This window comes from Sphingopyxis sp. HIX, from assembly GCF_001468285.1.
Lineage (GTDB): Bacteria > Pseudomonadota > Alphaproteobacteria > Sphingomonadales > Sphingomonadaceae > Sphingopyxis.
Window position 1 is genome coordinate 59334 of sequence record NZ_LNSB01000013.1, and the last position, 13653, is coordinate 72986.

Here is a 13653-nt window from a genome sequence, read left to right on the forward strand (position 1 = left end):
CATCCCTCCCTCCGCGCGGCTACTCCATCTCCCCGCGGTCGCGGCGCAGCTGGTACCAGCGCTGGACATTGGCATTATGCTCGGACAGCGTCCGCGCGAAGATATGGCCGCCGTCGCCCTTGGCGACGAAGAAGAGGAAGTCGTTCGCCTCGGGGTCGAGCACCGCGGCAATCGACGCCTTGCCGGGGTTGGCAATCGGGCCCTGCGGCAGGCCCGCCATGCTGTAGGTGTTGTAGCCGTTCACCGCCTGGATCTCGGAGCGCAGGATGCGGCGGCCGAGCGGCTTGCCCTTGGTGATCGGATAGATGATCGTCGGGTCGGCCTGGAGCTTCATGCCGACGCCGAGGCGGTTGGTATAGACCCCCGCGACGGTGCGGCGCTCGGCGGCGACGCCGGTTTCCTTTTCGACGATCGAGGCCAATGTGATGGCCTCATTGCGATCCTTGACCGCGGTTCGCGCGGTGCGTTTCTTCCAGAGTTCGTCGAAGGCCTTGTCCATCGCGGCCTGCATGCGCTTGATCACCGCGGCGCGCGTCTCGCCAGTGGTGAAGGCGTAGCTGTCGGGCAGGATGCTGCCCTCGGCGGGCACGGGAATTTCGCCCTTGAGGCGCTTTTCGGCCATCAGCCGGTCCCAGACCATGATCGAGGGCATGCCCTCGGGGATCATCACGAGGCGCTGGATCGTCTTGCCCGACTGGAAGAGTTCCAGGATGTCGCCCGCGTCCATCCCCTTTTCGACCTTATACTCGCCGGGCTTGATCGGGTCCGACGAACCGAAGAAGCGCGCCTCGTTGCGGAAGCTCGAGGCCGAGACGAGCCCGGCCTTTTCGAGGATCTCGCCCGCTTTGGCTATGCTCGCGCCTTGCGGAATCACGACCTCGGCATCCTTCGGTGCGCCGCCCGAGCAGGCGGCGAGGAGGAGAGCGAGAATCGCCATCGTCAGCCAGCGGAACGGATGCACGCTAATCTCTCCAATCGGCGCTTAAGGAGACAAAGGATACGCACGCACGCATCGAAACTGTCTCCTTTGTCGCCTTAACGCCAGTCACCCGGCGGGTCGTGCCGAGGGGTAAAGCATGGCGGGATAATGTAGGAAAGAGGTTTTAATCCTCCCTGTGGCGAAGCCATGGGGAGGTGGCAGCGGCGCAGCCGCTGACGGAGGGGCGGTAGCGCTACGTCGCTGACCCCTCCACCATTCGCTTCGCGAACGGTCCCCCTCCCCACGGCTTCGCCGCGGGGAGGATTAAGTGTCAATCGACCGCCTTGACGATCAGGCTGGCGTTGGTGCCGCCGAAGCCGAAGCTGTTGTTGAGCGCGGCCTTGACCGTGCGCTTCTTGGCGACCTTGGGGACGAGGTCGGCGCCCTCGGTGCCCTCGTCGGGATTGTCGAGGTTCAGCGTCGGCGGGACGATCTGGTCGCGGATCGCGAGGATGCAGAAGATCGTCTCGACCGCGCCCGCGCCGCCGAGCAGATGGCCGATCGCCGACTTGGTCGAGCTCATCGACACATTGCCCATCGCATCGCCGAACAGGCGCTTCACCGCGCCGAGTTCGATCGTGTCGGCCATCGTCGAGGTGCCGTGCGCGTTGATATAGTCGATGTCGGCGGGGGTCATGCCCGCCTTCTTCAGCGCCGCGCTCATCGAGCGGAAGGCGCCGTCCATTTCGGGATCGGGCGCGGTGACGTGGTACGCGTCGCCCGACAGGCCATAGCCGACGACTTCGGCGTATATCTTGGCGCCGCGCGCCTTGGCATGCTCATATTCCTCGAGCACGACCACGCCCGCGCCCTCGCCCATCACGAAACCGTCGCGGTCCTTGTCATAGGGGCGGCTCGCCTGCTCCGGCCGGTCGTTGTAGGTCATGTTGAGCGCGCGCGCCTGCGCGAAGCCCGCGATGCCGATCGGGCAGATCGTCGCCTCGGCGCCGCCCGCGAGCATGATGTCGGCATCGTCGTCGCGGATCATCCGCGCGGCGTCGCCGATCGAATGCGCGCCGGTCGAGCAGGCGGTGACGACCGCGTGGTTCGGACCTTTGAGGCCATATTTGATGCTGACCTGGCCCGAGATCAGGTTGATCAGGCGGCCGTGGACGAAGTGCGGGCTGACGCGGCCCGGGCCCTTTTCGGCGAGCAGTAGGCTCTCGCTCTCGATGCCCGGCAGGCCGCCGATGCCCGAGCCGATCGAGCAGCCGGCACGCACCTTCAGTTCCTCGGGCATGTCGGTAAGGCCGGCGTCTTCGAGCGCCTGGCCCGCGGCGTCGATGCCGAAGATGATGAAGGGGTCGACCTGGCGCTGGACCTTGTGGTCGACGCGCTTGCCGGGATCGAAACCATATTCATGGTCGGGGCCCTTCACCTCGCAGGCGATGGTGCATTTCTGGTCCGACGCGTCGAAATGGGTGATCGGGCCCGCGCCCGATTTCCCGGCGATCAGATTGGCCCAAGTGGTCTCGACGTCGCCACCCAGCGGCGTCACCAGACCCAGACCCGTCACCACAACCCGGCGCATAAACATTCCTTTCGTCGGTTCCCGCCCCCGCAGAAACCCGCATCACTTCGGTCGGCGCGCTTCTAATGAAGCTTGGCGCATAAAAAAAGCTTCCCGGTCTCTGCGCGCGAGCGCTCGGGACCGGGAAGCCGGAAACGCGTGGGCGGCGTCGCCGCCACGTCCGGCAACGCCGGACAGGGCGGATCAGCCCTTGTTCGCTTCGATATAGTCGATCGCGTCCTTGACGGTGGCGATCTTTTCCGCCGCGTCGTCGGGGATTTCGACGCCGAATTCTTCTTCGAACGCCATCACCAGTTCGACGATGTCGAGGCTGTCGGCGCCCAGATCGTCGATGAAGCTCGCTTCCTCGGTGACCTTGTCGGCTTCGACGCCCAGATGTTCGACGACGATCTTCTTAACCTTTTCGGCCGAATCGCTCATGCGCTATTCCTTTTCTGACTAAGCCGTGAATGTTGAAATTTGCCCTAGTGCGCGCCAGCGGGGCTGGCAAGAGGGCTGGCGTCGGGGTGCCCGGCGCGTGCGGTATCGACCAATGCCTCCTCTGCGGCGCTATGGGCCGACCGCTTCCCTTTCTGCCCCTCCGGCACCTGCGTGACGAAATAGGCAATGCCCTGCCCCGGTTCAAGATCGAACCGCCGCGGGCGGATGCGCCGTCAATCGGTCGCCTTGGCGGTCGCGGGGCGCGGGCCCACCACGCCGGATTCGCGCAGCGCCATCGAAGCGCGCGCGATCACCGCGGGCGTGATCATGAACTGACGCAGCACCGTCTCGGGTGGCGCGTTCGCAGGCTGGCCGGTATAGTCGAGCAGGCGCCGCCAGAGGCCGCGCGCCTGGTCGACCTCGCCCATCCGCGCCAGCACGATCGCACGCACCATCAGATATTGCGGCTCGAGGTTGCTGGGCGAGGGCATGCGGTCGAGCAACGCCAGCGCCTCGGCCTGCTCGCCGCGCTGCGAATGGATAAAGGCGAGCGTCACCGCGGGAACCCCCGCGTGCGAATCGTCGAGCATGACCGACCGCGTGAGCAGCGCCTCGCCCTCGTCCGCGCGGCCGCACGAGGTGTTGAATAATCCGAAAAAGCCCGTGAGGTCGGCATCATAGGGATTGAGCGCGAGCGCCGCGCCGCCCTGCCCGATCCCGCGCTGGCAGTCGCCTCCATAGAAATGCGCGCGCGACATCGCGAACAGCCCCGCCGCGCTGTTCGGCCCGACGCTATAGGCACGCCGCGCCAGTTCCTGCCCCTCGGCATAGGCTTCCTTGCCCTCCGCCGTCGCGCGGCGCTGCTGCCAGTCGCCGAAGCGGAGCAGCGACAGCGCGTTCAGCGGCACCGCATCCTGCGGCATGTCGGCGATCGTCGCGCGCAGGCAGCGGTCGACGCGCGCGGCGGTGGCGGGATTGCGCATCTGGCGCAGGCGGTTGAACTGCGCGAGGCAGGGGAAGCCGGTGGCATAATTGTCGGGCTCGCGCTGCAGCTGGTCGCGCACGATGACGCCATAGTCGCCGGCCACTCGGGCAATCGCGGGTTCGAGCCCGGTGAATTCGGGGATGTCGTCCGCGTCCACGCGGATCTGCTGCGACCAGATGGCGCGCTCGTCGGCGACGCGGTTGAGCACGAGGGTCACATCGACCGCGCCGCCTTCCAGCCGGCGCACGAGCAAGGCGTCGAGGCGATAGTCGGCACGCTGGCGCGGTCCCGTCGCACCGGCCGGACGCGAGGCGAGGAGCTGGACCAGCTCGAAGCGCCGGAAGCCGTCGCGCAATTTTCCGTCGAGCCCGCGCGCCATCGCCCGCGACGGCCCGCTGTCGCCCGACGCGGGCGCGCTGAGCTCGAGCGTCGGCATCGGCACGGAATCGCCGCCGAGCAACGGGCGGCCCGAATGCGCGAACCACCAGCCGGCGAAAGCCGCGAGCGCGAGCGCCGCGGCAAAGCCGAGCCACAGGAGCAGGCCGGGCTGCCGCGGCGCCCCCGCGGGACGCGCCGTGGAGGGCGGCACCGGTGTCACGCCGCCGGGCGCGGACGCACCGGCTTCGCCGGCCGGATGGCCTTCGCGCACCGCCTCGCCCGCGTCACCGCCGCGCGCCGCCGGCGGCGCGGCGCGATGCTGGACGACGATCTCGTAGCTGCCCTGCGGCACGCGCAGCCGGTGAAGCCATGGCGTCTCGGCATAATAACGGTCGAGCAGGTTGCGCAGCCGGCCGACCATGACGCGGGGGTAACTGTCCACGGCGGGGTCGAAATCGGCGCTACGTCCGAGCGCCTCGGTCGCGATCGCATAGGCCTTGGGCGCGGTGCGGTTGCCCTGCAGCCGATGGTCGGCGAGATATTGCAGCAGGCGTGTGAGCACCGGCGAACGCACGAACAGCGGCGAGTCGAGCAGGCGCGCGAGTTCGTCGGCTATGATCCTGTCGGCATCGCCTTCCTGCTGCTCAGCGCTCGGCTTCGTCCGGTCCATACTACCCCCAAATGCCCCCAAGCGAGCTGCTGCGCGGTAGATACGCCAATAACTGGGCGCGACCAGCCGTTGTCACTTCGTTGTAACGGTAACAACTGAGCCAGTCTTCATAACATAAAATTGCGTGAGCGCCAAATAGCGGCGCAAAAAGCGGAAACGAGGTTAATAATTTCCTAACGGATTGCGACAACCCGCTACGTGACCCGATGTAACTCATCTTGTTGTCCCATTTCGGGCATCCCTTGATCGTGGTGACGTCCTCGTGACGTCGCCGTCTGGTCCGGGCCTTGGTTCGGTATGACGAATTGAGGTCGGAAGGCCGACGGGTGCGAGCTGGTCCCTGGCACTTGTCGCATGGTCCTCCGGCTTCATACACAGCGACTTCGCCGGGCGGAAAAATGGCCCCACCCGTTTTTCCGCCCGGCAAGTCCACCGCCACCGCCATCCCGAAAATCGTCACGCACCCATCGCTGTTGCCGGCGCGTCAACGGCGCCCAAGCCGCGCATAGAGCCGCAGGCCGAGCGCGGCAAGGAAGAGCGGTGCCAATATGCGACCTTCGACGTGATAGGCCGGGTCGGCGTGCACCGCCCGGCTCGCATAGCTGATGGTGAAGATCAGCCAGATATAGTGGATGCCGATCCTGTGCAGCCATTTCCACCACCGCCCGAGCAGCCGCTGCGACGCGTCGTTCGAGGTGAGCGCCATCAGGTAGATCAGCGCATAGGCAAGCCCACCGCCGATCAGCGTTGCGGCGGGCCGCGGGCGGAAGGCAATGATGTTCACCAGCAGCGCCGCGAGATGGATGCTGTGCGCGAGCGCGAAGCCGAGCCCCCATTGGCGGCGGCGCTTGAGCAGCGCGGCGGTGAGAGCGCCCGGCCACAGCCGCCACAGGGTCGAGGCGAGATAGGCGACGAGGAAGACCGGTGCCGCGGTGCGCGCCGTCCAGCGCGCGGCGAGCAGGGCTTCCTGCGGCGCGCCCTGCCCCGCGACCAGCGCAGCCGCCACCGCGACCAGCCCCGCGGCGAGTCCGACGAGCAGCGGCGCCCAACGCTGCCCGATCCAGGCGGCGGCGCTCAGGCCGGGCCGATCCGGAAGGCGCAGAGCTTGTTGCCGTCGGGATCGCGGAAATAGGCGGCGTAAAAGGCCTGATCGCCCTCGTCGCCGCGCACCCCCGGCGCACCTTCGCAGCTGCCGCCGAGTTCGAGCGCCTTGGCGTGGAGGGCATCGACCTTGGCGCGCTCGTCGACGACGAGCGCCGCCATATGACCGTTGCCGCGATCCGCGGGCTGGCCGTCATAGGGCCGCGTCACCGCGATCCCCGGCTGGCCCCAGCCGGTGCCGTACAGCGTGAAGCCGTTGGCCTCGGTGTCCGACATGCGCATCAGTTCGCTAGCGCCGATCGTCCCGAGCAGCGCGGAATAAAATCCGCGTGCCCGGTCGAGGTCGTCGGCGCCCATGGTCACATAACCGAGCATGGGCGTTTCCGATCAGCTCTTGGCGGCGGGCGGGTTCGGCGGCGTGATGTCGTTCGGGCCGCATTCGCCCTTGCGCTCGGCGGTGATGCGCATGACCATCTCGCCTTCCTTGCTGCCGTCAGCCTTGTTGGCGAGGATCGTCATCGTGATGTCCTGCGCGGTGGCGCCGCTGGTGCCGGTCGCGCTCATCTTCATCGACTTGCCGCCATCGCCCTTGCAGGTGGCCGAGAAATCGACGGTCTTGCCGCTGAAGACCTTCTTGTCGAAGGTGCAATTCTCGCCCTTCGAGCCCATTTCGGACAGGTTCTTGGCCATGTCCTCCTGCTTCGCGGCTTCGGGGGTCAGGCAGACGGTCATGCCGCTGAGCATCGAGAACATCTGCTGCATCTGCGCTTTGGCCTCGGGGGTGACGTCGTCGCCCTCGAGCTTGACGATCTCGATCTTCTGGCCCCAGCTGCCCGGCTGGCGCAGTTCGGGGGGCTCGTTCGACGCCGTCTTGCCGGCCTCGCCGTCCTTTGCCGCCTTGTCGCCGCACGCGGCGAGGACGAGACTGCTCGCGATCGCCAGCATCAAAGTCTTTTTCATGGCATTTCCCCTGTCGAGTCCGATTGTGGACCGGCTCCATCCTCACCATATTGGCAGCAATGGCAATTCAGATTCGCACCTCGCTCGACGAAATCGACACCGCGGCCGATTATGTCCCCCACCGCCCCGCGCGCCCCGACAAGGTCGAGGGCGGCAAACGCTTCGAGCTGGTCAGCGACTATGAGCCCGCGGGCGACCAGCCGACGGCGATCAAGGAACTGGTCTCGACCGCGCGCGACGGCGAGCGCGACCAGGTGCTGCTCGGAGTCACCGGGTCGGGCAAGACCTTCACCATGGCGAAGGTCATCGACGAGCTGCAGCGCCCGGCGCTGATCCTCGCCCCGAACAAGATCCTCGCGGCGCAGCTCTATGGCGAGTTCAAGAGCTTCTTCCCGAACAATGCGGTCGAATATTTCGTCAGCTATTACGACTATTACCAGCCCGAGGCCTATGTGCCGCGCAGCGACACCTATATCGAGAAAGAGTCGAGCGTAAACGAGGCGATCGACCGCATGCGCCACTCGGCGACGCGCGCCTTGCTCGAGCGCGACGACGTCATCATCGTCGCCTCGGTGTCGTGTCTCTACGGCATCGGCTCGGTCGAGACTTATTCGGCGATGATCTTCGACCTCAAGAAGGGCCAGGTCGCCGACAATCGCGAGATCATTCGCAAGCTCGTCGCGCTCCAGTACAAGCGCAACGACCAGGCGTTCGCGCGCGGCAATTTCCGCGTTCGCGGCGACAGCCTCGAAATCTTCCCGTCGCACTATGAGGACATGGCGTGGCGCGTCAGCTTCTTCGGCGACGAGATCGAGGAGATCACCGAGTTCGACCCGCTCACGGGCAAGAAGATCGCGAGCCTCAACTATATCCGCATCTATGCGAACTCTCACTATGTGACCCCGGGTCCGACGCTGAAGCAGGCGACCGAAGCGATCCGCCACGAGCTCGCCGAGCGCCTCAAGGAACTCGAGGCCGAGGGCCGGCTGCTCGAGGCCCAGCGGCTCGAACAGCGCACCAATTTCGACCTCGAAATGATCGCCGCCACGGGCAGCTGCGCGGGCATCGAGAATTACAGCCGCTTCCTGACCGGCCGCCTCCCCGGCGAGCCGCCGCCGACCCTGTTCGAATATCTGCCCGACAACGCCCTGCTCTTCGTCGACGAGAGCCACCAGACGATCCCGCAGATCGGCGCGATGTCGAAGGGCGACCATCGCCGCAAGATCACGCTTGCCGAATATGGCTTCCGCCTGCCCTCGTGCATCGACAACCGGCCGCTGCGCTTTTCCGAATGGGACATGATGCGCCCGCAGACGGTGAGCGTCTCGGCAACCCCCGGCACCTGGGAAATGGACCGCACGCAGGGCGTCTTCGCCGAACAGGTGATCCGCCCGACCGGCCTCATCGACCCGCCGGTGTTCATCAAGCCCGTCGAGGAGCAGGTCGACGACCTGATCATGGAGGCGAAGGCGACCGCCGCGGCGGGCTACCGCACCCTCGTCACCACGCTCACCAAGCGCATGGCCGAGGACCTCACCGAGTTCCTGCACGAGGCAGGGCTCAAGGTCCGCTACATGCACAGCGACGTCGAGACGCTCGAACGCATCGAGATCATCCGCGACCTGCGGCTCGGGGTATTCGATGTGCTCGTCGGGATCAACCTGCTGCGCGAAGGGCTCGACATCCCCGAATGCGGGCTCGTCGCGATCCTCGACGCCGACAAGGAAGGCTTTTTGCGCAGCGAGACCAGCCTCGTGCAGACGATCGGCCGCGCCGCGCGCAACGTCGACGGCCGCGTGATCCTCTATGCCGACCGCATCACCGGCAGCATGGAACGCGCGATGCGCGAAACCGACCGCCGCCGCGAAAAGCAGGAAGCCTATAACGCCGAGCACGGCATCACCCCGACGACGATCAAGCGCAACATCGGCGACATCATCGCGCATGTCGCATCAAAGGACGGCGTGACGATCGACATCGGCGAGGACAAGCCCGCGCATATGGTCGGACACAACCTCCGCGCCTATATCCAGGAGCTCGAAAAGAAGATGCGCGACGCCGCCGCCGACCTCGAGTTCGAGGAGGCCGGGCGCCTGCGCGACGAAATCCGCAAGCTGGAGGCCGACGAACTCGGCCTGCCCCCCGACGAGCAGGTCGCACCGCGCGTCGGGCGCTCGAACGAAGGCAAGCCGGGCACCCGCAAAGGCCGCTTCGGCAAGCAGAGCAAGACCAAATGGGGACGGTGACAGCGCGATGACCCTCGTCCGCTGGGGGATGATCGGCTGCGGCGACGTGACCGAGCGCAAGAGCGGCCCCGCCTATCGGCAGGTCGAGGGCTTCGCGCTCCACGGCGTGTTCAACCGCACTTTAACGAAGGCCGAGGATTATGCCGCGCGCCACGGGGTGCCGCATGTCTTCGCCAGCGCCGGGGCGCTGATCCATTCGCACGACATCGACGCCGTCTATATCGCGACCCCGCCCGATAGCCACGAGGCCTATGCGCTCGAGGTCGCGCGCGCGGGCAAGCCCTGCTGCATCGAAAAGCCGATGGCGCCCGACCACGCCGCCTGCGTCCGCATCCGCGATGCCTTTGCGGCGCGGGATTTGCCGCTCTTCGTCGCTTATTATCGCCGCACGCTCCCGCGCTTCCGGCAGGTCAAGGCCTGGCTCGACGAGGGCGCGATCGGGGCCGTGCGCCACGTCCACTGGACGCTGACCAAGCCCGCCAGCCCCGCCGATGTCGAGGCGACCAACTGGCGCGTCGACGCCGCGATCGCGCCCGGCGGCTATTTCGACGACCTCGCAAGCCACGGCCTCGACCTTTTCGGGTGGCTTTTCGGCGAGGTCAGCGACGTCGCAGGTTTCGCGGTCAACCAGCAGCGCCGCTACAGCGCCGCCGACGCGGTGACGGGCTGCTGGCTGCATCGCGGGGGTGTGACGGGATCGGGCGCCTGGAATTTCGGCGCCGCCGAGCGCGAGGACCAAGTCGAGATCATCGGCAGCAGCGGCCGCATCCTCTTTTCGATCTTCGACGATGCCCCCTTGCAGCGCGTGCGCGACGGCGAGGTCGTCGAAACCGCGGTCGAGCATCCGCCGGTCATCCAGCATTTCCACGTCGAGGCAATGCGCGATCATCTCGCGGGCAGCGGCGTGCATCCGTCGACCGGCGAAAGCGCGGCGCATACGGCGTGGGTGATGGACCGGATATTGTCGCGGCGCTGACGGAGCCAGTTCGGCGCGCTGGCCAGGTCAAATGGGAGCGTCGATCGCATCCATTTGGGACCAGTCGGACGCGCTGCCGGCTAGCTAGCGCCGACAACAGCCGCCAGAATTCCAGGGCACGCGATCCGCGGAAGGATCACCGCCCATGGACGAACCGATTGACGATCCTTCGCCTGTCCTTTATACAGGACATATTGAAATTCTGCAGACGATCCAATTCGACAGATGGATCGTCGGCTTACGCGACCGGCGGGTTCGGCTACGTATTGACGATCGGCTGAGGCGCCTTGCGTCGGGCAATGCGGGAGATACGAAGCCTGTCGGCGATGGTGTTCAGGAACTGCGGCTGGCTTTCGGGCCCGGTTACCGTATCTATTACATCTGGCGAGGCAGCACGCTCGTCCTGCTGTTGAACGGCGGCGACAAGGATAGTCAGACTCGCGACATCGCGAAAGCCAAACGACTGGCAAAGGAAGCAGACGATGGCATTGAAGACATTAGCTTTTGACCCGGCCAATCATATCGAGACCCCCGAGGACATCCGCTTCTATCTGGAAGCCGCGATGGAAGGGAATGACCCGAAACATATTGCTCGGGCACTCGGCGATGTCGCACGCTCGAAGGGCATGAGCGAGTTGGCGCGTCAAACAGGCCTGGGCCGGCAGGCGCTCTACACGGCGCTTTCCGAAAATGGCAATCCGACCCTGGAAACGCTGATGGCCGTGCTGGATGCACTGGGCCTGCAACTGTCGGTGCAGCCGAAGGCGGCATGAGGCATAGCGCGAGCGAGAGGTAGCGGAACCCGTCGAACGAGCATAGAATGACGTCCTTCGGGTGAGGGTTCTCGGTATGAAGCGGGCGTGGCGGCTATTCGCGCTTATTCCCTTGGCGGCGACCGCTGCTCCGGATGCCCGCGCGCAGCAATTGCGGACCCCGGCGGAGCTCGCGGCGATCGAAGCGAAGACACCGCGCCAGCCCTGGTACCCGCCGGGCTATTATGAAGCGCGGCTCGGGGCCGAAGCCTATGTCGCCGAATATCCGCGGCCGCTCGACGAGATGCTCATACCTTCGCCGAACGGAAAGGGCGAGGTCTATGACGTCACCGACGCGGAAAAGCAGGGCTGCGTGCTGCAACCCGACTATTATGACGACCTCGATCCCGAGACGCAGCGATGGGGCGAACTGGCGCTGGAGGTGGCGCGGCTGCGCGCCGAGATGGCGCGGCTCGGCTATCCCGAAGCCGTCTATGCCGAAACGCTCGCGGCCTATGAACGCGAAAGGATCGAGGAGCATGGCGATGCGGCGAGCGCGGCGGCGCCCGAGCCGCCCTCGCTCGCCGACCCCGACGCCGAGGCGCTCGGTGCGACCGCCGAAAACGGCTATCTCGACCTCGGCCTGACGCAGCGGCTGAACGCCGAACGGCGCAGGCTGGCGCCGAAGAAGCCGCCGATCGTCGCGTCGATGACGATATGCGCCGACGGGCGCGAGGACGTCCGCCCGACCTTTCGCACCAGCCCCGACGGCGGCGAAATCTGGATGATCGACGCCTTTGCGTTCAACGTTTGCCTGCGCAAGCAGGGCGATCCGTGGGACCGGACGGCGTGCCGCTGGAACGAGGTCCAGACCGGCACCGCCTTCCCCTATGCCGGGCGCTTCGTCTATCAGGTGCTGTGGCCCGACGGCGCGACGAAGCGTGGCACCCGCCACATCAGCGACCAGCCCGGCGCCAGGACCGCGCCGGTGATCGTCTTTCGCAAGACGGGCAGCTGACCGCTTCGACCAATAGTCTTTCGAGACCGACCAGCGCCCTTGCCCCCTCCCCTTGCGCGGCCTAGCGTCCGCGCCTCAACCGGGGAGAAATATCCAATGAAATCGGGTCCGTCGCTCATCACCCTGGCGCTTGCCTTCGCCGCGCCTGTCGCCGTCCACGCGCAGGATGCGCCTGCCGACGAGGCGAAGGCCGAGAAGCCCGCCGACGTTAGCCCGCAGGTCCGCACCACCAAGCTCAGCGGCACCTTCGGCGGCCAGCGCATCAACTATGCCGCGACGATCGGCGAGACGATCATCAAGAACAAGGACGGCGTGCCCGAGGTGGCGGTGGTCACCACCTCCTATGTCAAGGAACCGCGCGACCCGAACCGGCCGGTGACCTTTCTGTTCAACGGCGGCCCGGGCTCGGGCACCGTGTGGCTGATGATGGGCGCCTTTGGGCCCAAGCGCGTCGCGATTCCCGGCACCGGGGTCGACGACGGCGCCCCGCCATACCCCATCGTCGACAATCCCGACGCCTTGCTCGACGTCACCGACGTGGTGTTCATCGACCCGCCGGGCACCGGCTTCTCGCACCTGATCGGCAAGGCCGACCCCAAGGATTATTACGGCGTCACGCAGGACGCGAAGCTGGTCGCGCAGGTCATCCGGCTGTGGCTCAACGACAATGGCCGCTGGAACAGCCCCAAATATCTCGGCGGCGAAAGCTATGGCACCACCCGCTCGGCGGCGGTCGCCAACGAGCTGATGAACGACACCTATAACGATGTCGCGCTCAACGGGATCATCCTGATCTCGACCGTGCTCGATTTCGCGGCGGGCGCCGACACCCCGGGCAATGAACTGTCGCCGATCACCAACCTGCCCTCGATGGCGGTCACCGCGCTCTACCACGGCAAGGCGCAGGGTTCGTCGCCCGAGGCCTTTGCCGAGGAAGCGCGGCAATGGGCGATCGGCCCCTATGCCACCGCGCTGCTCAAGGGCCAGAAATTGCAGGGCGAGGAACGCGCCGCGATCCGCCGCGACCTCGCGCGCTTCACCGGCCTCTCCGAAACCTATCTCGAACAGGCCGACCTGCGCGTCACCCCCAGCCGCTTCTACAAGGAACTGCTGCGCGACCGCGGGCTGACCGTCGGGCGCCTCGACAGCCGCTATACCGGCAAGGATTATGACAATGCCGGCGAAGGCCCCGACAACGACCCCAGCTTCTATGGCATCGACGCGTCGTATACGGCCGCGATCAACAGCTGGAGCCGCGACGGCCTCGGCTTCAAGACCGACCGCGAATATCAATCGATCGGCGGCATCGGCGGGCAATGGGACTGGCGTATCGGCGGGCGCGACACCAACGCGTACCTCAACGTCGCGCCCTATATCGGGCAGGCGCTGCGCGAGAATAGCGGACTGAAGGTGCTGGTCGCGCAGGGCTGGTACGATTTCGCGACGCCCTTTTTCGCCGCCGAATATGCGCTCTCGCGCACCGGCATCCCGCAGGACCGCATCCACTACACCTACTATGGCGCGGGCCACATGATGTATATCCGCGACGAAGACCGGCATAAATTGTCCGAGGACGTGCGGGCGTTTATCCGGGCGCGGTGAGCGGAGAGCGAGCCGCCCTCCTCCCCCTTGCATTT

13 protein-coding genes are annotated in these 13653 nt (G+C 66.3%); 6 read left to right on the forward strand and 7 right to left on the reverse strand.

Annotation, left to right across the window (positions count from 1 at the left end; genetic code table 11):
- Nucleotides 1-19: 19 nt before the first annotated feature.
- The 7 genes from mltG to ATE62_RS08350 all read right to left on the reverse strand — a co-directional run bounded on the left by mltG (nt 20) and on the right by ATE62_RS08350 (nt 7024).
- On the reverse strand, nt 20-937 hold the full coding sequence (mltG, locus tag ATE62_RS08320; RefSeq protein ID WP_082662685.1) for an endolytic transglycosylase MltG: 918 nt from the start codon (nt 935-937) through the stop codon (nt 20-22).
- A 313-nt stretch (nt 938-1250) separates the two neighbouring features.
- Nucleotides 1251-2510, reverse strand: a complete 1260-nt coding sequence (gene fabF / locus ATE62_RS08325; protein WP_058806410.1) for a beta-ketoacyl-ACP synthase II — start codon at nt 2508-2510, stop codon at nt 1251-1253.
- A gap of 183 nt (nt 2511-2693) precedes the next feature.
- Nucleotides 2694-2930, reverse strand: a complete 237-nt coding sequence (locus tag ATE62_RS08330; protein ID WP_003039428.1) for an acyl carrier protein — start codon at nt 2928-2930, stop codon at nt 2694-2696.
- Nucleotides 2931-3163: 233 nt separating this feature from the next.
- Entirely contained in the window at nt 3164-4963 is a 1800-nt protein-coding gene (locus ATE62_RS08335; RefSeq protein WP_058806332.1) for a tetratricopeptide repeat protein, read from the reverse strand.
- Between the two features lie 484 nt (nt 4964-5447).
- Nucleotides 5448-5969, reverse strand: coding sequence for a hypothetical protein (locus ATE62_RS08340; RefSeq protein WP_058806333.1), 522 nt, complete (start codon nt 5967-5969; stop codon nt 5448-5450).
- 68 nt (nt 5970-6037) lie between these two features.
- The gene (locus tag ATE62_RS08345) at nt 6038-6439 is read right to left on the reverse strand and encodes a VOC family protein (RefSeq protein WP_058806334.1); all 402 of its coding nucleotides are present in this window, start codon (nt 6437-6439) and stop codon (nt 6038-6040) included.
- A 12-nt stretch (nt 6440-6451) separates the two neighbouring features.
- The gene (locus ATE62_RS08350) at nt 6452-7024 is read right to left on the reverse strand and encodes a DUF3617 domain-containing protein (RefSeq protein ID WP_156420387.1); all 573 of its coding nucleotides are present in this window, start codon (nt 7022-7024) and stop codon (nt 6452-6454) included.
- A 59-nt stretch (nt 7025-7083) separates the two neighbouring features.
- On the opposite strand from ATE62_RS08350, the gene uvrB reads away from it, so the two are divergent.
- The 6 genes from uvrB to ATE62_RS08375 all read left to right on the forward strand — a co-directional run bounded on the left by uvrB (nt 7084) and on the right by ATE62_RS08375 (nt 13618).
- Nucleotides 7084-9270, forward strand: coding sequence for an excinuclease ABC subunit UvrB (uvrB, locus tag ATE62_RS08355; RefSeq protein ID WP_058806335.1), 2187 nt, complete (start codon nt 7084-7086; stop codon nt 9268-9270).
- A gap of 7 nt (nt 9271-9277) precedes the next feature.
- Nucleotides 9278-10246: a Gfo/Idh/MocA family protein gene (locus ATE62_RS08360; RefSeq protein ID WP_058806336.1), complete on the forward strand. Its 969-nt coding sequence runs from the start codon at nt 9278-9280 to the stop codon at nt 10244-10246.
- 145 nt (nt 10247-10391) lie between these two features.
- The gene (locus ATE62_RS22830) at nt 10392-10754 is read left to right on the forward strand and encodes a type II toxin-antitoxin system RelE/ParE family toxin (RefSeq protein ID WP_058806337.1); all 363 of its coding nucleotides are present in this window, start codon (nt 10392-10394) and stop codon (nt 10752-10754) included.
- On the forward strand, nt 10729-11019 hold the full coding sequence (locus ATE62_RS08365; RefSeq protein WP_058806338.1) for an addiction module antidote protein: 291 nt from the start codon (nt 10729-10731) through the stop codon (nt 11017-11019). Before ATE62_RS22830 ends, ATE62_RS08365 begins: the two co-directional genes overlap by 26 nt.
- 112 nt (nt 11020-11131) lie before the next feature.
- Nucleotides 11132-12016: a hypothetical protein gene (locus tag ATE62_RS08370; RefSeq protein ID WP_058806339.1), complete on the forward strand. Its 885-nt coding sequence runs from the start codon at nt 11132-11134 to the stop codon at nt 12014-12016.
- Nucleotides 12017-12112: 96 nt separating this feature from the next.
- Complete coding sequence (locus ATE62_RS08375; protein WP_058806340.1) at nt 12113-13618, forward strand: S10 family peptidase; 1506 nt, start codon at nt 12113-12115, stop codon at nt 13616-13618.
- Nucleotides 13619-13653: the final 35 nt, after the last annotated feature.

Excerpts from the sequence above, each read along its gene's own strand:
- ATE62_RS08345 (WP_058806334.1), bottom strand. The coding sequence starts at position 6,439 with ATGCTCGGTTATGTGACCATGGGCGCCGACGACCTCGACCGGGCACGC.
- ATE62_RS22830 (WP_058806337.1), top strand. The coding sequence starts at position 10,392 with ATGGACGAACCGATTGACGATCCTTCGCCTGTCCTTTATACAGGACAT.
- ATE62_RS08360 (WP_058806336.1), top strand. The coding sequence starts at position 9,278 with ATGACCCTCGTCCGCTGGGGGATGATCGGCTGCGGCGACGTGACCGAG.
- ATE62_RS08335 (WP_058806332.1), bottom strand. The coding sequence starts at position 4,963 with ATGGACCGGACGAAGCCGAGCGCTGAGCAGCAGGAAGGCGATGCCGAC.
- uvrB (WP_058806335.1), top strand. The coding sequence starts at position 7,084 with ATGGCAATTCAGATTCGCACCTCGCTCGACGAAATCGACACCGCGGCC.
- fabF (WP_058806410.1), bottom strand. The coding sequence starts at position 2,510 with ATGCGCCGGGTTGTGGTGACGGGTCTGGGTCTGGTGACGCCGCTGGGT.
- ATE62_RS08375 (WP_058806340.1), top strand. The coding sequence starts at position 12,113 with ATGAAATCGGGTCCGTCGCTCATCACCCTGGCGCTTGCCTTCGCCGCG.
- mltG (WP_082662685.1), bottom strand. The coding sequence starts at position 937 with ATGGCGATTCTCGCTCTCCTCCTCGCCGCCTGCTCGGGCGGCGCACCG.
- ATE62_RS08350 (WP_156420387.1), bottom strand. The coding sequence starts at position 7,024 with ATGAAAAAGACTTTGATGCTGGCGATCGCGAGCAGTCTCGTCCTCGCC.
- ATE62_RS08330 (WP_003039428.1), bottom strand. The coding sequence starts at position 2,930 with ATGAGCGATTCGGCCGAAAAGGTTAAGAAGATCGTCGTCGAACATCTG.
- ATE62_RS08365 (WP_058806338.1), top strand. The coding sequence starts at position 10,729 with ATGGCATTGAAGACATTAGCTTTTGACCCGGCCAATCATATCGAGACC.